Source organism: Kitasatospora sp. NPDC093679 (assembly GCF_040683455.1).
Lineage (GTDB): Bacteria > Actinomycetota > Actinomycetes > Streptomycetales > Streptomycetaceae > Kitasatospora > Kitasatospora arboriphila.
On the sequence record NZ_JBFBDW010000001.1, the window covers coordinates 153,112 to 170,039 of the forward strand.

Genomic DNA, 16,928 nt, shown 5'->3' on the forward strand with positions numbered 1-16,928 from the left:
CCGGCGGGCCGGTCCGACGGTGGATGCACGGGCCCGGGCAGCGGATGCCCCGGGCCCGTTCCGCGTGCTCACGGCACCTTCCGCCTGCGGTCGGTGTGCCATGGGGCCGGCCCCTCCGTGCGGTGCGGTGACGGACAGCGGATGCGGTGACGGACGGCGGTGCGGTGACGGACGGGGTCGGGGGTCGGCGAGGCGGCGGCCCGGCGACCGGCGGGCCGCCGCCGCCCGCCGGACCCTGCCGCGAGTCTTCAGCCGCGCCGCACCGCCTGCCAGACGCATCGCTTGCGCACCGCTCCCCGCAGCCACCGCCGGACCGGTCAGGAGTGGACGAACGGCGCCGATTGTGGAGGAGGCGTGAAGTCCTCCGGGCTCTTCCGTGGAGGATCGATCCTCGGGGGACTGGGCTCCGAAGCTCCGGGCATGCGAGCCGCCGACGCACCCACGGAAGGAATGGCCATGGCAGTGATGAGTGAAGGGTCGACCCTCGCGCCCGGAGCGACCGCCGAAGGCGCGAGCTCCGCGGGCACCCCGGCCCCGGCGCCGGTCCAGCGCGTGGTCGACGACCCCTCGGCAGTGGCCCCGGCCGACGCCAAGGTCCTCTCCTCGGCCCTGTTCGCCCGGCTGCAGACCCTCGAGGAGGGCACCGCCGAGTACTCCTACGTCCGCGGCACCCTGGTCGAGCTGAACCTCTCCCTCGTCCGGTACGTCGCCCGGCGGTTCCGGCAGAGCGGCGAACCGATGGACGACATCGTCCAGGTCGGCACCGTCGGCCTGATCAAGGCGATCGACCGGTTCGACCCGGAGCGCGGCGTGGAGTTCGTGACCCTGGCGGTCCCGACGATCGTCGGCGAGATCAAGCGGTTCTTCCGGGACGCCACCTGGGCCGTCCACGTCCCCCGCCGCCTCCAGGAACTGCGGCTCGCCCTGGCCAAGGCCAGTGACCTGTTGGAGCAGTCCCTCGGCCGCCCCGCCACCGTCGCCGAACTCGCCGCCCACCTGGAGATCACCGAGGACGAGGTGGTCGAGGGCATGATCGCGCGCAACGCCCACACCGCGGGCTCCCTCGACCTCGGCAGCGACGACGAGGACGGCGACGGCTCGCTGCTGCGGCGCCTCGGCCGGCACGACCCCGGACTCGAGAAGGTCGAGAACCTGGAGGCGCTCAAGCCGCTCGTCGCCGCACTCGCCGAGCGGGACCGGGCGATCCTCCACATGCGGTTCGTTGAGGAGTTCACCCAGGCCGAGATCGGAGCCCGCCTCGGCGTCTCCCAGATGCAGGTCTCGCGACTGCTGGCGCGGATCCTCAACCGCCTCCGCGAGGGCATGATCGTCGGGTGAGGGCCCTGCCCCGGGGGCGCGGGTGGCTGGGCGGACCAGGGGTGAGCCGGACTCGTCAGGAGCACCACTCCCGGATCGCGCAGGTCCCCGCGCCCCTGAGGTGCTGCCCCTGACGGGCCCCGGTCCGGTCAGACGATGCGGCGGAGGAATTCCTCGGGGGTGTGCGGCCAGTCGACGAAGGCGGACTCGCAGCCCGCGGGAACGGCGCGGTAGGTGCGGTCCAGGAAGGCGCCGAGTTCCGCCGTGCCGAGCCGGACGTCCGCGCCGCCGCCCGGGCAGCGCCACTCCAGCAGCACCCCGCCGTCCTCGTCCGGCCGCACCCGCAGGTCGCCCGCCCCGGCGCAGCCGTACCGGCCCTCGGCCAGCAGATCGCGGCCGACCGTCCACCGCGGGCCGTCCTCGACCGCGCCGCCGTCCTCGACGACCAGCGTCTCCGTCAGCCGGGCCGGCCCGGGGAAGCACAGCGCGACGGCGTACGGGTCGTCGGTGCGGTACTGCAGCACCACGCGCACCCGCCGCGGCCGGGCCCCGCATATCCGCGCGGTCGTGTGCCGTTCGATCGTCTCCACCATGCTGCGTCCCTCCGCTCCTGCGTGGCCCGGGCCGGTGCCCGCCGGAGGGCGCTTGCCCCGCCGCCGGGCGTCCATGCGGGGCGGGAACGGCGGATCCCGGCCGATTCCGCCGCAGCCCCGGCGAACTCCCCGACTGTCCGTCACCAGGGCTGCTGTACAAGGGGGTTTGGTCGCGCCGGGAGCGGTGAGGCGGTACCGCCGAAGCCCGTCCGGACGCCACCTCGGGCCCGGACCCCACCGGAAGGAGAGAGCCCATGTCCACCGTGGCCGTCCTCCTCGTGGTCCTGCTCTGCGCCGCCGCGGCGGCCGCGGCGCCGTTCGTCCTGCGGCGCGTGCGCACGCGCCGGCTGCGGACGCGGTTCGGACCCGAGTACGAACGTGCGCTGCGCAGCCACGGCGGCGACGTCCGCCGTACCGACCGCGAACTCGCCGACCGGCTCGCGCTCCGCCGCGGCCTGCGGCTGACCGGCCTCCCCGGGGCCGACCGCGAGCGGTTCACGACCTCGATCAGGGGAATCCAGGTGCTCTTCGTCGAGGACCCGCCGCGGGCGGCCGCCGAGGCGGAGCGGACGCTGCAGTCCCTGCTGGACCGGGTCGGCTACCCGGCCTCCGGGCGGATCGAGGCGCTGTCCGTCGACCACGCGCGGCGCCTGGCGGCGTACCGCGCGGCCCGGGAGACCCTCGGCCGCGCCGACGGCGCCGGCGCCGACACCGAGGAGCTGCGGACCGCGCTGCTGGCGATCCGCGGCCTCACCCTGGAGGTCCTCGGCCGCGAGCACCCGGCCCCCGCCGAACGGCCCGCCGCACCCCGGCCGGCCCCGGCGAAGACGCTCGGCACCGGGACACCGGACGCCGAGCGGACGGCACCCGCCACCGGCGCGTCGGCCCCGGCGAAGGCGTTCGGCCGACGTGCCGTCAACTCCTGACCGACCGGCCCCGCCCGTCCGCCCCCACCGGTCCGTCCGGCTGCCGCCGTGCCTGGCCGTACCCGGCGGGCGGGCGGGTGACCCGATCCACCCACCACCCCTGCGAGGAACGACATGACCGAGGACCGATCGCACGACACCGAGCACCACCGTCCGGACGCGCCCGCGCCCGCCCGGCGGGTGCCGTTCCCCCGCCAGCCCGACGCCTCGTCACCGCGGGCGGACGTCGCCGGGGCGGACCTGCCCGACCCGCCGCAGACCGGCGACGGGTTCGGCGGCTGGCTCGACCGGCAGCAGGTGGCAACGGTCTCCGCCGAGTGGGAGGCCGTGCAGGCGGGCTTCGTCGACGACCCGGCGGACGCCGTGCGGCGCGCCGACGAACTCGTCGCCCGGGCGGCCGACCTGGTCGCCGAGGCCGTCCGCCGGCGCCGTGAGGGCCTGCACACCGAGCCGGGCACCCCGGCGGGGCCGGACGCCGGGACGGAGCGGCTGCGGCTGGCTCTGCGCGACTACCGCGGCGTCCTGGACCGCCTGCTGGCCTCCTGACCCCGACCGTCCCGGCCCCCGCGGGCCGGCCGGACCCGCAGCCCCAGACACCTACGGAGGACCATGTCCGTGTGGACCGCCCTGAGGCCCGCCGCGGTCGCCGCGGCCGCACTGCTCGCGATCCTGCTGCTGGACCGGGTGGTGCTGGCGGTGGCGAGACGTCCGGCGGCAGCCCGCCACCGCCACGTGATGCTGCCGTGCCGGGTGCCCGGACTGCTGACCCTGGGCGCCCTGCTGCTGCTCGCGGCCGAACCGGCCGCGGGCCTCCCGGAGGCCGTCCGCGGGCCGCTGCGGCACGGCCTGGTGCTGCTCGCCCTGGCGGCCGGCGCCTGGCTGCTGGCCCGCGTGGTCGCCCTGCTGATCGACACCTCGCTCGCCCGGTACGCCACCGAGCGGCGCGACCCGGCGCGGATACGGCGGGTCCGCACCCAGACTGGCATGCTGCGCCGGCTGGCCAGCGCGGGCATCGCGGTGCTCGCCCTGGCGGCGGCGCTGATGACCTTCCCGGCCGTCCGCTCGGTCGGCGCCAGCCTGCTCGCCTCCGCGGGCATCCTCGGCCTGGTGGCCGGCGTGGCGGCGCAGAACACGCTGGCCAACCTGTTCGCCGGGGTGCAGCTGGCGTTCGGCGACATGGTGCGGCTCGGCGACGAGGTCGTCGTCGCCGGCGACTGGGGGACGGTCGAGGAGATCACCCTCACCTGTGTGGTCATCGCCACCTGGGACGAGCGGCGGATCGTCATGCCGGTGTCCTACTTCGTCGGCCGGCCCTTCGAGAACTGGTCGCGCCGGGACCCGGCGATCACCGGGACGGCACTGCTCCACCTCGACCACCGCACGCCGGTGCCGGAGCTGCGCGCCGAGTTCGAGCGGCTGCTCAAGGAGAGCGAGTGGTGGGACGGCCGGGGCGCCGCCCTGCAGGTCGTCGACACCACGCCGACCACCATCGTGGTGCGCGCCCTGATGACCGCCCGCAGCGCCGCCGACGCCTTCGAACTCCGCTGCTGGGTCAGGGAACGGCTGATCGGCCACCTGCGCGAGCAGTACCCGGAGGCGCTGCCGCGGGTGGCCGTCGACCCCGCGCGCGGCTGACCGCGGCGGGGCCCTCTCGTACCTACTGCGGCTGCCGGGCGGCCTGCGCCTCGGTGAACTCCTTGAAACCGGCCAGGCCGTCCAGCACCCGCCGGTGGGCGAAGCCGAGCGCGGCCGCCAGGCGGTCCGCCAGCCGGGCCGGCCGGACGTCCAGTTGCAGCATCACCGTCGTCCGCCGGCCGTCCACCCGGTGGAAGGTCACCACACCGCTCTGCCGCAGGTCGCCCGCGACGGACGCCCAGGCGATCCGCTCGTCCTCGATCCGCTCGGTCACCCGGGCGTCGAACTCCCGTATCGCGCCGCCGGTGCGGACCGTCCAGCGGGTGAGTCCGGAACCGGCCCGCTCGACCCGGAGCACGCCCCGGAAGAACAGCGGGAAGTCCTCGACCCTCGCCCACTGCCGGTACGCCACCGGCACCGGCACCTCCACCCGGACGGACTGCTCGACCCGTGCCATCGCTCGCCACCTCCGCATCGCGCCCGCGGTCACCGGCCGGTGACCGTCCGTCAGACCGTCTGTCCCCGCCGCGCCCGGACATGCCCCTCCGGCAGGGAATTGCGACCGGCCCCGGGTGACGGCGGCGAGCGGGGGTAGACGCGCCCCGGCCCGCCGCCCCGGCGGACCGCGGCAGCGACGACGGAGGAGAACCCATGGGCATCGGCGGATGCATCATCCTGTTCGCGATCGGGGCGATTCTCGCCTTCGCGGTGGACTGGCACCTCTCGGGTGTCGACCTCGACACCGTCGGCTGGGTGCTGATGGCGGCCGGCCTGCTCGGCGTCGTCGTGTACGCGAGCGCGCTGCGTCGGCGCCGGCCGCTCGGCCGCCCCGTCGACGAGGTCGTCGAGGAACGCCGCTACTACGAGGGGCCGTGACGCGCCCCGGGGAGGACCACCGATGGACACCGAGGACCGCCGCGGACGGCGGTACACCGGAAGCTGGGCCTGGCAGCGCCGAGCGGCCTGCCGGGGCAAGGACGCCGCACTGTTCTTCCACCCGGCCGGCGAGCGCGGCGAGCACGGCCAGGAACGGGAGGACGCGGCCAAGCGGGTCTGCACCCGCTGCCCGGTGCGCGGCCAGTGCCTGGAGTACGCGCTGGCCGCCGACGAGCGGTACGGCATCTGGGGCGGGCTGACCGAGGACGAGCGCCGCGTCCTGTCGGCCCGGGCCCGGCGCCGCGGCCGCCCGGCCACCGCCGGGCCGCCCCGCCGGAACTGAGCCGCCCCCCGGTACGGCGAATCCGGGGGGATTCCGGGGGGATTCCGGGGGAATGGAGCCGCCGGAAGGGGGCAGACGACCCCCGTCGCCGGACGGACCGGCCCCAGCAGGGGGCGGCGGCCGGGGACGCGAGAGACGGACGAAGGGGGAGGTTCGGCGATGACGATCCTCTGGGCACTGGTCGCCGGCCTGGTGGTCGGCCTGCTGGCGAGACTGGTCCTGCCGGGCCGTCAGCCCGTACCGCTGTGGCTGACGGTGCTGCTCGGCGCGATCGGCGCGGTCCTGGGCAACGCACTGGCCTCGTACCTGGGCGTGCGGCACACCGGCGGCATCGACTGGATGCGGCACCTGCTGCAGGTGGGCGTCGCCGCCGTGCTGATCGCGGCGGCCTCCCCGGTGTACGCCGGGCGCCGGCGCTGAACGCCGGCTCCGGCAGGCCGACGCCGACCGACACCGACGAGCGAAGGAGAAGACGATGAGCGAACAGCTGTGGAACCACCACCCCGACAACGGCGACCTCGCGGACCGGGACATCATCGGCTACACGGTGCAGGCCACCGACGGGAAGATCGGCAAGGTCGACCGGCACTCAGCCGAGGTCGACGCGGCCTACCTGGTCGTGGACACCGGCCCGTGGATCTTCGGCCGGCAGGTGCTGCTGCCGGCGGGCACCGTCCTGCGGATCGACCACGAGGAGCGGACCGTCCTGGTCGGCCGGTCGAAGGACGAGATCAAGGGTGCGCCGGAGTTCGTGAGCGAGCACGAGGTGCCCGCCGACTACCTGGACTCCCTCGGCACCTACTACCGCCCGATGATCTGACCGTTTGTCGGGGACGGGCGACGGAGCGGGGGATCCCCCGGATTCCGCCCGGCCGGCACCGGGTACGGTGCCAGAAGCGGACGGCCGGGACGGGCCGACCGGCAGGGAAGACGTGACGATACGGCGGCCGCACCGCGGACGGCCGCCGGCGGAGGGCACAGGACATGGGCAGCGGTGAACTGGGTACGGGGTCGGCGACCGGCCGGGCCGAGGGAGCCGGGGCGCCGCTGCGCGCCGCCTCCGGTCCGGACGGGGCACTGGTCTGCTCCCTGACCGGGGACCTCGACCTGGACGGCCTCGCCGAGGTCGAGGAGCCGCTGCGCGGGCTGCTGGCGGCCGCCGCGCCCGGGGTGCTCTGCCTCGACCTCTCCGCGGTGGGGTTCTGCGACTCGACGGGCCTCAACCTCCTGCTCCGGCTGCGGCAGGACGCCGAGGAGTCGGGGGTCTCGCTCGTCCTGGCACAGCCCGGCCCGCAGCTGAGCCGGCTGTTCGAACTGACCGGCACCGGCGCGGTGTTCCGGGTCTTCGAGACGGTGGGGGAGGCGTGCGCAGCCGGGTGAGGCCGGTCCCCGGCGGCCGGACCGCGGCCGCGGGCGTCGCAGGGAAGTGCCGGAAATCCATCAGGGTGAGGACATGAGCAGCAGTTCGCACACCGCCGACGGGCCCGTGCTGGGCCAGCGCCGCCGGTACGCCTTCGGGCCCGCCGGGCAGGTCCGGACGGGCCGGGAGTTCGCCGCCAAGGTGCTCCTGGACTGGGGCCTGGCCTGCGACGGGCTGCTGGACGAGGACGTCCGGCTGATCGTGTCGGAGCTGGTCTCCAACGCCTGCCTGCACGGCGGCGGCCCGAGCGAGCTGGTGCTCGTCCTGTCGGACCGCTCGGTGCGGATCGAGGTGCTGGACGCCGGCGACGGGGTGCCCGAACCGCGCAGCCCGCACCGCTCCTCCCGCCCCGGCGGGCACGGCCTGCACATCGTCGGCCGGCTGAGCACCGCCTGGGGCGTGCTGCGGGCCCCGGGCGTCAAGGCGGTCTGGGCCGAGGTGGCGCTGCCCGGGAGCCCGTGAGACGGCCGCCGGCACCGCCGTTCGCGGGCGCATGACCGGGCCGATCGCGGGCAGACGGGCGCCGACCGCTTCGGACCTCCCAGGGAGTCGACCGTGATCATCGCGCAGGCCGGTGCAGCCTCCATTCCAGCCCCCGTCCCCGGCATCGTGCCGCTCGTCCTGCGGTACGACTCCGAGGACCCGTTCGCGGTGGTGCTGGACTTCCCCGACCCGCCGGCCGGCGGACGGATGTCCGGCGGCCGACCGATCAGCTGGTACGTCTCCCGGGAACTGCTCACCGCCGGCCTCGCCGGACCCGTCGGGGACGGCGACTTCCGGCTGGTGCCGGTGGACGGCGGCCTCACCCAGCTGGAGTTCCACAACCGGCACGGCGTCGCCCTCGTCCAGGTCGCCACCGACGAACTGCGCGGCTTCCTCGCCGACACCGCCGAGGTGGTGCGGCCCGGCGACGAGCACCGGCAGGTGAGCTGGCCGGACACCGTCGAGGCGTTCCTGCGCGCGACCGACTGACCACGGCGGGTCCGGAGCACCCGTGCATGGAACGGCGGGAGCGGGGCAGACGCCGTCCGTGACCGCCGGTGGAGGGCCCGCCGGCCCCGAAGGGAGTGGTCATGAGCGGCAAGCACAAGGCCGAGAACATGGCCCAGAAGGCCAAGGGCAAGGCGGAGGAGACGGCCGGCAAGGCCGTGGGCAACGAGCGCCTGACTGCGAAGGGCAAGATCGAACAGTCCGTCGCCGACGCCAAGCAGGCGGGTCAGAAGGCCAAGGACGCGCTCGAGCACTGACCCGTCCGACCTCGGGCCACGAGCGGGGGCGCCGCACACCGGCGCCCCCGCTCACCAGTGCCCCGACCCGGCCCCGCCCTTGAACGGCCCGCGGACGGCCGAGGTGATCCAGCCCCCGTAGAAGCCGCCCTCCTGCGGCAGGACCACCTCTCCGTCGACCGTGCAGCGGTCCACCCGCGCCGGGTAGAACGCCAGGTGGTCGCGGATCGCCCCGTAGCCGGGCGAGGGCTCGGGATAGCTCCAGGCGGCGTTCTCGCTGCGCACCCCGTCGACGACGAGGTCCCAGTAGACGGCCGCACCCTTCCACTCGCACCAGCTGCGCAGCCGGGTGGGCACCAGTACCCCCGGCGCCACCGCCGCAGGCGGCAGGTAGAACACCGGCGGGTGGCTGGTCTCCAGCACCCGCAGCGCGTCCCCGGTGTCGGCCACCAGCAGGCCGTGGAACTCCACGGTCACCCGGCGCCCGGCCCGCTCCACCCGCGGCGGACGCGGGTAGTCCCACACCGACTCCGTACCGTCCTCGCCGGCCATCGCCGCCTCCTCGTTCCTGCGCGCCGGAGCGCGCGGGAAGGGTTCGGAGCCGGCCCCCGAGCGGATGGGCGGCCGCCGTCACCGGTGGACCCGTGGTTGCCGGCCGGTACGGGCGGGCAGGCTCCGGACGACGGGAGGTGTTCCGGATGTCCGGTACCCGGTCGGCCGAGGGGCCGCGGATACCCGCCGAGGGCCTGTTCGGCCCGGAGTCCGTCACCTGGCGGGTGCACGCCGACCCGGCGATGCTGCTGGGCGGCCTGCGGGCGCTGCTGCTGCAGGCGCTGCACCCGCTGGCGATGGCCGGGGTCTCCCAGCACTCCGCCTTCCGCGAGGACCCGTGGGGCAGGCTCGACCGCACCGCGGCCTTCATCGGCGCGGTGACCTACGGCACCGGCGAGGAGGCCCGCGAGGCCGTGGACCGGGTCCGCCGGGTGCACCGGCACGTCCGCGGCACCGACCCCGTCACCGGCCGGGACTACCGGGCGGACGACCCGGCGCTGCTGGTCTGGGTGCACGCCTGCGAGGTGGGCTCCTTCCTCGACGTCGTCCGCCGCGCCGGACTCCCGCTGACCGCCGCCGAGGCGGACGCCTACCTGCGCGAGCAGAGCACGGTCGCCCGGCTGGTCGGGGTGCCCGCCGGGACGGACGTGCCGGACTCCGCCGCGGCGCTGCGCCGCTACTTCGCCGAGGTCCGGCCCGAGCTGTGCGTGACCCCGGCCGCCCGGGAGGCCGTCCGGTTCGCCTTCCTGCCGCCGCTGCACGGCAGTGCCCTGCTCGCCGTCCCGGCCTGGTCCGGGCTGGTCGGCCTGGCCTTCGCGATGCTGCCGGCCTGGGCGCGCCGGATGTACGGTCTGCCCGGCTGGTGGATCACCGACCGGACGGCCGGCCTGGAGGCGCGGGCGCTGCGGGCGGCCGCGTTCCGCCTGCCGCGCAGCTGGTGGGAGGGCCCGTACCTGGTGGCGGCCCGGGAACGGCTCGGTCTGCCGGCGGAGGCTCTCGGCGCGAACCGGGCAGGCGTCTGACGGCCCGTCGGGCCGTGGCCGCACCGTGCGGAATGTGGAGTTCTCCTGAATGTCATGTGCCGGTCCTACTATATGACTCCATGTCATGTGCATCGACGTACCGCCGGCACGGCGCACGGGTGGGGAGCTGAGGATGGGACACTTCGGGCCACCGGCCGCCACGACCGACCTGCCCGGCCTGGACGACACCGATGCACGGGTCTTCCAGTGGGCCGCACGGCACGGCGGCCTCGACCCGGCGGCCGCCGCCGACGACCTCGACCTCGACCCCGCCGAGGTCGAGGCCTCCGCCGCCGTCCTCACCCGGCTCCACCTGCTCCGCCCGCTGCCCGGCCCCGACGGCACCCGACCGCAGCTGGTCGCCGTCCCGCCCGACCTCGCCGTGGCCAGCCTGGTCGCCCCCGCCGAGGCCGAACTGCGCCGGCAACTCGCCGACGCCGAACGCGTCCGCGCCGAACTCGCCGCGCTCGGCCCGCTCTACGCCCGCAACGCCGGCCGGCCCACCGCCGGCGGCGCCCTCGACGAAGTGCTCGAACTCGCCGCCGTCATCGACATCATCGGCCGGCTCACCGAACAGTGCCGCACCGAGGTGCTCACCTGCCAGCCCGGCGGCCCGCGCGCCCCCCACCTGCTGGAACAGGCCTTCGCCCGCGACCTCGCGATGATCCGCCGTGGCGTCCGGATGCGCACCCTCTACCAGCACACCTCCCGACGCCACGCCCCCACCCAGGAGTACGTCCGGCGGATCACCGGCGCCGGAGCCGAAGTGCGCACCCTCACCGCCCTGTTCGGCCGGATGATCGCCTTCGACCGGGAGGTCGTGATCATCCCGCACCACGAGGCCTACGACGGCGCGGTGATCGTCCGCGACCCCTCCACCGTCGCCTACCTCTGCGCGGTCTTCGACCACTCCTGGACCCTCGCCGACCCCTACGCACCCTCCTGCGCCGGCGACTCCTCGCTCGGCGAGATCAAGGAGGCGATCGTCCGGCTGCTCGCCGAAGGCATGAAGGACGAGATGATCGCCCGCCGCCTCGGCATGTCGCTGCGCACCTGCCGCAAACACATCGCCGAGATCATGGACGCGCTGGGCGCGGCCAGCCGCTTCCAGGCCGGCTACCTCACCCGCACCCCGCGACCCGAGTGAGCGGGCGCCAAAACGGGGGCGCGCCCGTGATCCGAGGACTTGTCCTAGTCGCGGTGCGGGCCGAGGCGGAGGGGCAGTGCGGCCAGTCGGCGGTGTTGGGGGCCGCCGCCCCACTGCAGTCGCTCGGGCGGGACCGCGGCCCGTAGTCCGGGCCGGTGGCTCAGCAGGGCGGCGAGCGCCGCGGTGAGTTGGAGCCGGGCCAGTGGTGCGCCCGGGCAGTAGTGCGGGCCGAGGCCGAAGCCGAGCTGACGGGCCGCGGTCGGCCGGTCCAGCCGGAGGACGTCGGGGTCGGGGTGGCGGCGCGGGTCGCGGTTGGCGGCGGCGACCGACAGCAGCACGCCGCTGCCGGCCGGCACCACCGTGCCGCCGATCGGCACGTCCGCCAGCGCGGTGCGGGTGGTGGCGAACGGGCCGGGGGTGTCCCAGCGCAGCAGCTCGTCGACGGCGGCGGGCAGCAGCGCCGGGTCGGCGGCCAGCCGGGCCAGCTCCGCCGGGTGGGCGAGCAGTGCCAGTACGGCCATCGCGAGCATCTGCACCGTGCTGTCGAAGCCCGCCAGCAGCAGCATCGCGAGCAGGTCGGCGAGTTCGTCCTCGGTGACGTCCGTCCGGAGCGACCAGGCGGCGACGATCCGGGAGAAGGCGTCCTCGCCGCCGGGCCGGGCGAGCCGCCCGGCCGTGCCCGTCCGGACGAAGGCGTCCAGCCGGCGCTGGGCGGCCGGCACGTCGCGGTGCGCGATCAGGTCGTCGACCACGGCCCGCAGCGGCCCCCGGTCGGCCTGCGCCACGCCGAACACCTCGCACAGCACCCGGAAGGCGAACGGCGCCGCGAAGTGCGCCACGAGGTCGACCGGCCGGTCCGCGGCCAGCGCGGCGAGCTGTTCCCGGGCCGCCCGCTCCACCAGGGGGCGGTACGCCGCGATCCGGGCCGCCGAGAGCGCCGGGGCGGCGAGCCGGCGGATCCGGGTGTGGTCCGGCGGGTCGTAGTCGACCAGGGTCATGTCGAGGGCGCGGCGCGGCCGGCCCGTCGCGGGCGGCGGGGTCCGGGCCAGCGAGAGCCGCGGATCGGTGAACGCCGCCCGGACGTCCTCCTCCCGGGTCACCACCCAGACGGCGCGGCCCGCCGGGGTGGTCACCCGGGCCACCGGGCAGGACTCGCGGAGCCCGGCCAGCGCCGGGTGCGGGTCCGCGGTGAAGCGGCCGCCGAGCGGCGAGTGCGCGGTCATCGCCTCCCCCTTCCGTCCCGGCCCGCTCAGTGCGCGGCGAGCAGGTCGCGGACGGCCTCCAGGGCGCGCAGCCCGGCGGCCCGGCCGGCGTCGTCCAGGTCCCGCAGGACCCGGGCGGCCGCGGCCTGCCCGGCGTCGGCGGCCCGGCGCTCCAGCACCGCCGCGAGCGCGGTGGCGGCCTGCCGGGCGAACAGCGCCAGCAGGTCGAGCTCGCCGAGGCTGGCGCGGGCCTGCGGCGCCGGGTCGAGCACCTCCAGCACGCCCAGCACCCCGTCCGGGCCGAGCAGCGGCGCGGCCATCAGCGCGTTCGGCACGTACGCGGTCTTCTCGGCGAGGTCGCGGGCGAACCCGGCGCTCTGCGACAGGTCGTCGACCACCATCGGCTCGCCGGACCCGGCGACCCAGCCGGCGATGCCCCGTCCCGCCGGGAAGCGCATGCCCACCAGGAAGTCCTCTCCCTCCCCGGAGACCGCCTGGAAGACCAGTTCGTCGGCCTCCCGGTCGAGCAGGAAGATCGAGCTGGCGGCGGCGCCGAAGATGGCACGGGCGGTGTCGACCACCGACTGCAGCAGGTCCCGGGCGACCGGGTCGGTCTCGGCGGCGCGGCAGGTTCCGTTCATCGGGCACCCCTGGTGGTGTTCTCGAGGCCGTTGCCGGCGCGGACGTTGGACGCTGCCTGGTACAGCGCGCCCTTGAGCTGGAAGACCGTCAGCTGCGGGTGCTTGGCGAGCACCCGGGCGGCCAGGCCGGCGAGGTACGGCGTGGCGAAGCTGTTGCCGGTGGTGCGGATCGTCGCGCCGCCCAGCCAGGGCACCGTGACGTTCTGCCCCGGCGCGAAGAACTCGACCGGCGGGGCCGGGTTGTAGAGGAGGAGCTCCGGGTCGTCCTCCTGGTGGCTGCCCACCGAGATCACCGAGGAGAACCGCCACGGGAAGCTCTCCACCGGGGTGTTGTGCGCCGAGGCGATGATCGCGGTGCGGTGGAAGTACGCCTCGTCGGCGAGCGCCCGCAGCTCCTCGGTGAACCGCGTCCGGGTGGTCGACAGACTCAGGTTGACCACGTCGAAGCGCTGCTCGACCGCCCAGCGCAGCCCGGCGAGCAGCACGTCCCCGCTGCCGGAGAACCGCTCGCCGAGCACCCGGACGCTGTACAGCTCGCAGTCCGGCGCGGTGCGGCGGACGATCCCGGCGCAGGCCGTGCCGTGCCCGCAGACGTCCCCGGTGTCGGTCGGCTCGACCCGGATCCCGTCCTCGTCCTTGAGCACCACGAACGAGCCGTCCACCGGCCCGACCATCGGGTGGTCGCGCTCGACGCCGCTGTCCACCACGCACACCCGCACCCCGCGGCCGGTCGACCCGCCCCACGCCCACTCGGGTGTCACCTCGGGGCCGTCGGCGGCGACCGGGATGTCCGCCGGACTGCGGCCGCGCAGGCTCCAGGTGAGCGCGGTGGGACTGGTCATCGCTGTTCCTCCTGTGTCGTTCCGGCCGCCGTGGTGCCGGCCGCCTCCGTTCGGGCCGCCGCGGTCCGTTCCGCCAGGGCGGCCACGGCGGCGGCCCTGCGCCGGCCCGCGGCGTGTCCCTTGGCGGCGTGCAGGGCGCCCGCCGCGGCGGCGGCGCGGGCCGCCCGGGCCGGGTCGCCGAGCGCCAGCGCGGCCTGCGCCTCGTCCAGCGCGGCGGTCGCCCGGACCACCGGCGAGTCGGTCGCCCCGGCCGCCGCCCGGCAGCGGCGCAGCTGCTCGGCGCACTCCCGGGGACGGCCGCGCAGCGCCGCCAGCCGGGCGAGCGTGCCGTGCAGGTCCGCGGCGTCCGCGGGCGGCAGACCGTCCTGATGGCCGCTCAGGGCGTCCTCGGCGGCGGCGGCGTCACCGCAGTCCAGCAGCGACCGGGCCAGCCCGCGGGCGATCGGGCCGCGCAGGCCCGCCGCCCCCAGCACCCGGCAGGCCCGCTCGGCCTGCCGCAGCTCCTCGACGGCCTGCCGCGGCCGGTCCGCGGCCGCGTGCACCGCGGCCCGGAACACCGGCAGGAAGACCTCCGCCTCCGCGAAGGCGAGCTCCCGGGCCAGGCGTTCCGCCTCGGCCAGGCACGCCCGGGCCTGCGCCCACCGCTCCTGCAGGGCGAGCAGCACGGCCAGCGGGCAGTTCAGGGTCAGCCGTACCGTCCGCCGGCCGGCGCCGTGCCGGGCCAGCAGCGCCCGGCAGCGCTCGACGGCCTCCGGCACCGGCACCGGGCCCGTCCACAGCGAGACGCCCACCGCACCGAGGGCGCCGGCCCGCTCCGGCTCCGCGTCCGCCCGCACCGCACCGTCCAGGGCCCGCCGCAGCAACTGCTCCGCCTCGCCGTGGCGGCCGGCCAACTGCCGTTCCTGGGCGAGCCGCAGGCAGGCCCGGGCGGTGCCCAGGTCGTCGCCGGCCGCCTCGAACAGCGGCAGCGCGGCCCGGGCGGCATCGGCGGCCCGGCGCAACCCCGGCCCGGGGTCGAGCACGGCCAGCGCCAGGCCGGCGTGTGCGGCGAGCACCGCGTCCCCGGCGGCCGCCGCCTCCGCGAGCAGGGCACGGCCCTCCTCGGTGCGGCCGCTCGCCAGCCGCACCTCGGCGAGCCGCCAGGCCGCGGCCGCCCGGCCCGGGTCCTGCGGCCGGTACAGGCCGACGGCCCGGTCGAGCAGCTCCTCCGCCCAGCCGAGGTCGGCCCGGCGCAGCGCGGTCGCCCCGGCGGCGGCCAGCCGGTCGGCGGCCCGCCCGCGCAGCGCGTCGGTGCGGGCGTCCAGCAGGCCGAGCTCGGTGCGGTACCGGTGCGCGAGGGCGAGGTGCCCGCCGACCGCGCCGTCCGGGGCGCCGCGGGAGGCCAGCAGCTCGGCGGCCCGCTCGTGCCGTTCGGCGCGGACCCGCTTGGCGGTGCCCCGGTAGGAGACCTCCTGGACGAGTCCGCTGCGGAAGCGGTAGCCGCCGTCCGGCTCGGCCGGCTCCACCAGCCGCCGCCGGTCCAGCCGGTGCAGGGCGGGCAGCACCGGGTCCGCCCCGGCGGGGCCCGGCCGCAGCTCGCCGCCGGCTCCGCCCTCCGGCCCGCCGAGGGCGAGACCGGTCACCTCCTCGGTGTGGAAGTCCCGGCCGACCACCGAGGCCAGCGCCAGCGTCGTCCGCTCGGGCGGCGCGAGCGCGTCGATCCGGGCACCGAGCAGCGCCTGCACCGTCGGCGGCAGCCCGCCCGCGCCGTGCCCCTCCGCGGCCATCGCGAGCAGCTGCTCCAGGTGCAGCGGATTGCCCTCCGCCCGCTCCAGCAGTGCCGCGCCCGCCTCGGCGCCGTGCCCGGCGACCTCGACCAGACCCGCGGTCAGCCGGGTGCAGTCGGCGTCGGACAGCCCGCCGAGCGCGACCGCCGCCGAGCGGCGGGCCCACTCCGGGTCCTGGTCGAGGAGTTCCGGCCGGCCCGGGCAGAGCAGCAGCACGGGTCGTGCCGCGAGGTCGTCGGCGAGCCGGCGCAGCACGGTGCGCAGCAGTGCACCCGCCCAGTGGAAGTCGTCGACGACCAGCACCAGGCCGTCCGGGCCGGTCAGCGCGCCGAGCACGGCGGCCAGCGCGGCGCAGGTCTCCTCCACCGACGGGTCGGGGGTGCCGTCGCGCAGCAGTCCGGCCTCCAGCAGCCGCAAGGACTCGGCGGGGACGGGGTGTTCGGCGCCGTCGAGCAGCGGCCGGATCGCGTCGGCGAGCGGCGCGAGGCTGCCCCGGTCGCCGTACGGGCGGCAGCGGCCGGCGCCGTGCCGCACCCCGGTGCGGGCCAGCCATTCGCGGACCAGCCGGGTCTTGCCGAGCCCGGCCTCGCCGTGCACGGTGAGCAGCCGGGCGCCGCCCGCCACGGTGTGCGCCAACGCCTCGTCCAGCAGCCGGAGTTCGGCCTCGCGGCCGACGAACGGGATGTCGAAGCGGCGGAGCAGCTCCGGGGCGTCGCCGTGCAGGGCCAGCAGCCGGTGCGCGGGGACGGGCTCGGTCTTGCCCTTGAGGGCGAGCGGGCCGGCCGGCTCGGTCAGTGCCGCGTTGGGGCCGATCGCCCGCAGGGTGTCCGGGCCGATCAGGATCTCGCCGGCGGCGGCGTTCTGCTCCAGCCGGGCGGCCACGTTCACCACCTCGCCGGAGACCAGTGCCTGCCGGGCGGAGGCGTCCGTGCTGGCCACCGCCTCACCGGTGTTGACGCCGATCCGGACGTTCAGCCGCACCCCGAGGACGGCGAGCCGGTCGTTCAGCCCGGCCAGCGCGTCGACCATGTCGAGGGCGGCGGCGGCAGCCCGCCGGGCGTCGTCCTCGTGCATCACCGGGATGCCGAACACGGCCATCACCGCGTCGCCGATGAACTTCTCGACCCGGCCGCCGTGCGCCTCGATCCGCTCCGTCATCAGCTCGAAGTACCGCAGGGTCACCGAGCGCAACGCCTCCGGGTCGAGCCGGCCGGAGAGCGCGGTGGAGCCGACCAGGTCGCAGAAGAGCACGCTGACCATCCGGCGTTCGTCCGCACGGGCCGCGGGCACGGCCGCAGCGGCGAGCGCGGCGCCGCAGTACGGGCAGAAGCGGGCACCGGCGGGCGGCTCGCCCGCGCAGCTGGGGCAGGCCACGGAGGCCTCCTCTCCGAAGAGGTGACGGAACGTCATCACGGGACGA

General features: G+C 76.5%; 21 protein-coding genes. 14 read left to right on the plus strand and 7 right to left on the minus strand.

What is annotated here, in order from left to right; translation table 11 throughout:
- Positions 1–456 precede the first annotated feature (456 nt).
- A complete protein-coding gene (locus tag AB0O09_RS00685; protein WP_363538760.1) occupies positions 457–1,338 on the plus strand; it encodes an RNA polymerase sigma factor SigF in 882 nt (293 codons plus the stop codon).
- A gap of 128 nt (positions 1,339–1,466) precedes the next feature.
- On the opposite strand, the gene AB0O09_RS00690 is transcribed toward AB0O09_RS00685, so the two are convergent.
- Positions 1,467–1,910: an SsgA family sporulation/cell division regulator gene (locus AB0O09_RS00690; protein ID WP_363538762.1), complete on the minus strand. Its 444-nt coding sequence runs from the start codon at positions 1,908–1,910 to the stop codon at positions 1,467–1,469.
- Positions 1,911–2,164: 254 nt separating this feature from the next.
- Here AB0O09_RS00690 and AB0O09_RS00695 point away from each other — a divergent pair, with 254 nt between their 5' ends.
- The 3 genes from AB0O09_RS00695 (at position 2,165) to AB0O09_RS00705 (ending at position 4,471) form a co-directional block, all read left to right on the plus strand.
- Positions 2,165–2,836: a hypothetical protein gene (locus tag AB0O09_RS00695; RefSeq protein ID WP_363538764.1), complete on the plus strand. Its 672-nt coding sequence runs from the start codon at positions 2,165–2,167 to the stop codon at positions 2,834–2,836.
- Positions 2,837–2,950: 114 nt separating this feature from the next.
- Entirely contained in the window at positions 2,951–3,382 is a 432-nt protein-coding gene (locus tag AB0O09_RS00700) for a hypothetical protein (protein WP_363538766.1), read from the plus strand.
- A gap of 63 nt (positions 3,383–3,445) precedes the next feature.
- Positions 3,446–4,471, plus strand: coding sequence for a mechanosensitive ion channel domain-containing protein (locus tag AB0O09_RS00705; protein ID WP_363538768.1), 1,026 nt, complete (start codon positions 3,446–3,448; stop codon positions 4,469–4,471).
- A 22-nt stretch (positions 4,472–4,493) separates the two neighbouring features.
- On the opposite strand, the gene AB0O09_RS00710 is transcribed toward AB0O09_RS00705, so the two are convergent.
- On the minus strand, positions 4,494–4,928 hold the full coding sequence (locus AB0O09_RS00710; protein WP_363538770.1) for an SRPBCC family protein: 435 nt from the start codon (positions 4,926–4,928) through the stop codon (positions 4,494–4,496).
- A gap of 194 nt (positions 4,929–5,122) precedes the next feature.
- On the opposite strand from AB0O09_RS00710, the gene AB0O09_RS00715 reads away from it, so the two are divergent.
- The 8 genes from AB0O09_RS00715 (at position 5,123) to AB0O09_RS00750 (ending at position 8,357) form a co-directional block, all read left to right on the plus strand.
- A complete protein-coding gene (locus tag AB0O09_RS00715) occupies positions 5,123–5,347 on the plus strand; it encodes a DUF6458 family protein (RefSeq protein WP_030275090.1) in 225 nt (74 codons plus the stop codon).
- Positions 5,348–5,369: 22 nt separating this feature from the next.
- Positions 5,370–5,690, plus strand: coding sequence for a WhiB family transcriptional regulator (locus tag AB0O09_RS00720; protein ID WP_363538772.1), 321 nt, complete (start codon positions 5,370–5,372; stop codon positions 5,688–5,690).
- 159 nt (positions 5,691–5,849) lie between these two features.
- A complete protein-coding gene (locus tag AB0O09_RS00725; RefSeq protein ID WP_344627842.1) occupies positions 5,850–6,110 on the plus strand; it encodes a GlsB/YeaQ/YmgE family stress response membrane protein in 261 nt (86 codons plus the stop codon).
- A gap of 55 nt (positions 6,111–6,165) precedes the next feature.
- Positions 6,166–6,510, plus strand: a complete 345-nt coding sequence (locus tag AB0O09_RS00730; protein WP_363538774.1) for a PRC-barrel domain-containing protein — start codon at positions 6,166–6,168, stop codon at positions 6,508–6,510.
- A gap of 164 nt (positions 6,511–6,674) precedes the next feature.
- Positions 6,675–7,070, plus strand: coding sequence for an STAS domain-containing protein (locus AB0O09_RS00735; protein WP_363538776.1), 396 nt, complete (start codon positions 6,675–6,677; stop codon positions 7,068–7,070).
- A gap of 73 nt (positions 7,071–7,143) precedes the next feature.
- Positions 7,144–7,572: an ATP-binding protein gene (locus tag AB0O09_RS00740; protein WP_363538778.1), complete on the plus strand. Its 429-nt coding sequence runs from the start codon at positions 7,144–7,146 to the stop codon at positions 7,570–7,572.
- Positions 7,573–7,665: 93 nt separating this feature from the next.
- Positions 7,666–8,082 (plus strand): SsgA family sporulation/cell division regulator, encoded by a 417-nt coding sequence (locus tag AB0O09_RS00745; protein ID WP_363538780.1) that lies wholly within the window; start codon positions 7,666–7,668, stop codon positions 8,080–8,082.
- A 101-nt stretch (positions 8,083–8,183) separates the two neighbouring features.
- A complete protein-coding gene (locus AB0O09_RS00750; protein WP_363538782.1) occupies positions 8,184–8,357 on the plus strand; it encodes a CsbD family protein in 174 nt (57 codons plus the stop codon).
- Between the two features lie 51 nt (positions 8,358–8,408).
- On the opposite strand, the gene AB0O09_RS00755 is transcribed toward AB0O09_RS00750, so the two are convergent.
- Positions 8,409–8,888, minus strand: a complete 480-nt coding sequence (locus tag AB0O09_RS00755; protein ID WP_344627837.1) for a DUF427 domain-containing protein — start codon at positions 8,886–8,888, stop codon at positions 8,409–8,411.
- Positions 8,889–9,034: 146 nt separating this feature from the next.
- Here AB0O09_RS00755 and AB0O09_RS00760 point away from each other — a divergent pair, with 146 nt between their 5' ends.
- Both AB0O09_RS00760 and AB0O09_RS00765 read left to right on the plus strand, forming a co-directional pair.
- Positions 9,035–9,910, plus strand: a complete 876-nt coding sequence (locus AB0O09_RS00760) for an oxygenase MpaB family protein (RefSeq protein ID WP_363538785.1) — start codon at positions 9,035–9,037, stop codon at positions 9,908–9,910.
- 133 nt (positions 9,911–10,043) lie between these two features.
- Entirely contained in the window at positions 10,044–11,057 is a 1,014-nt protein-coding gene (locus AB0O09_RS00765; protein WP_363538787.1) for a LuxR C-terminal-related transcriptional regulator, read from the plus strand.
- A gap of 44 nt (positions 11,058–11,101) precedes the next feature.
- Here AB0O09_RS00765 and AB0O09_RS00770 read toward each other — a convergent pair whose 3' ends face one another.
- The 4 genes from AB0O09_RS00770 to AB0O09_RS00785 are packed head-to-tail and all read right to left on the minus strand — an operon-like array spanning position 11,102 to position 16,918.
- Positions 11,102–12,280, minus strand: a complete 1,179-nt coding sequence (locus tag AB0O09_RS00770; RefSeq protein ID WP_363538789.1) for a cytochrome P450 — start codon at positions 12,278–12,280, stop codon at positions 11,102–11,104.
- A gap of 26 nt (positions 12,281–12,306) precedes the next feature.
- Positions 12,307–12,900, minus strand: coding sequence for a GAF domain-containing protein (locus AB0O09_RS00775; protein ID WP_344627833.1), 594 nt, complete (start codon positions 12,898–12,900; stop codon positions 12,307–12,309).
- A complete protein-coding gene (locus AB0O09_RS00780) occupies positions 12,897–13,742 on the minus strand; it encodes a S8 family serine peptidase (RefSeq protein WP_363538791.1) in 846 nt (281 codons plus the stop codon). Before AB0O09_RS00780 ends, AB0O09_RS00775 begins: the two co-directional genes overlap by 4 nt.
- Entirely contained in the window at positions 13,739–16,918 is a 3,180-nt protein-coding gene (locus tag AB0O09_RS00785) for an adenylate/guanylate cyclase domain-containing protein (RefSeq protein WP_363538793.1), read from the minus strand. Before AB0O09_RS00785 ends, AB0O09_RS00780 begins: the two co-directional genes overlap by 4 nt.
- Between the last annotated feature and the right edge of the window lie 10 nt (positions 16,919–16,928).

What these genes read in the sequence shown, in the direction of transcription:
- AB0O09_RS00685 (WP_363538760.1), top strand. Translation starts at nt 457, where the DNA reads ATGGCAGTGATGAGTGAAGGGTCGACCCTCGCGCCCGGAGCGACCGCC.
- AB0O09_RS00690 (WP_363538762.1), bottom strand. Translation starts at nt 1,910, where the DNA reads ATGGTGGAGACGATCGAACGGCACACGACCGCGCGGATATGCGGGGCC.
- AB0O09_RS00695 (WP_363538764.1), top strand. Translation starts at nt 2,165, where the DNA reads ATGTCCACCGTGGCCGTCCTCCTCGTGGTCCTGCTCTGCGCCGCCGCG.
- AB0O09_RS00700 (WP_363538766.1), top strand. Translation starts at nt 2,951, where the DNA reads ATGACCGAGGACCGATCGCACGACACCGAGCACCACCGTCCGGACGCG.
- AB0O09_RS00705 (WP_363538768.1), top strand. Translation starts at nt 3,446, where the DNA reads ATGTCCGTGTGGACCGCCCTGAGGCCCGCCGCGGTCGCCGCGGCCGCA.
- AB0O09_RS00710 (WP_363538770.1), bottom strand. Translation starts at nt 4,928, where the DNA reads ATGGCACGGGTCGAGCAGTCCGTCCGGGTGGAGGTGCCGGTGCCGGTG.
- AB0O09_RS00715 (WP_030275090.1), top strand. Translation starts at nt 5,123, where the DNA reads ATGGGCATCGGCGGATGCATCATCCTGTTCGCGATCGGGGCGATTCTC.
- AB0O09_RS00720 (WP_363538772.1), top strand. Translation starts at nt 5,370, where the DNA reads ATGGACACCGAGGACCGCCGCGGACGGCGGTACACCGGAAGCTGGGCC.
- AB0O09_RS00725 (WP_344627842.1), top strand. Translation starts at nt 5,850, where the DNA reads ATGACGATCCTCTGGGCACTGGTCGCCGGCCTGGTGGTCGGCCTGCTG.
- AB0O09_RS00730 (WP_363538774.1), top strand. Translation starts at nt 6,166, where the DNA reads ATGAGCGAACAGCTGTGGAACCACCACCCCGACAACGGCGACCTCGCG.
- AB0O09_RS00735 (WP_363538776.1), top strand. Translation starts at nt 6,675, where the DNA reads ATGGGCAGCGGTGAACTGGGTACGGGGTCGGCGACCGGCCGGGCCGAG.
- AB0O09_RS00740 (WP_363538778.1), top strand. Translation starts at nt 7,144, where the DNA reads ATGAGCAGCAGTTCGCACACCGCCGACGGGCCCGTGCTGGGCCAGCGC.
- AB0O09_RS00750 (WP_363538782.1), top strand. Translation starts at nt 8,184, where the DNA reads ATGAGCGGCAAGCACAAGGCCGAGAACATGGCCCAGAAGGCCAAGGGC.
- AB0O09_RS00755 (WP_344627837.1), bottom strand. Translation starts at nt 8,888, where the DNA reads ATGGCCGGCGAGGACGGTACGGAGTCGGTGTGGGACTACCCGCGTCCG.
- AB0O09_RS00760 (WP_363538785.1), top strand. Translation starts at nt 9,035, where the DNA reads ATGTCCGGTACCCGGTCGGCCGAGGGGCCGCGGATACCCGCCGAGGGC.
- AB0O09_RS00765 (WP_363538787.1), top strand. Translation starts at nt 10,044, where the DNA reads ATGGGACACTTCGGGCCACCGGCCGCCACGACCGACCTGCCCGGCCTG.
- AB0O09_RS00770 (WP_363538789.1), bottom strand. Translation starts at nt 12,280, where the DNA reads ATGACCGCGCACTCGCCGCTCGGCGGCCGCTTCACCGCGGACCCGCAC.
- AB0O09_RS00775 (WP_344627833.1), bottom strand. Translation starts at nt 12,900, where the DNA reads ATGAACGGAACCTGCCGCGCCGCCGAGACCGACCCGGTCGCCCGGGAC.
- AB0O09_RS00780 (WP_363538791.1), bottom strand. Translation starts at nt 13,742, where the DNA reads ATGACCAGTCCCACCGCGCTCACCTGGAGCCTGCGCGGCCGCAGTCCG.
- AB0O09_RS00785 (WP_363538793.1), bottom strand. Translation starts at nt 16,918, where the DNA reads ATGACGTTCCGTCACCTCTTCGGAGAGGAGGCCTCCGTGGCCTGCCCC.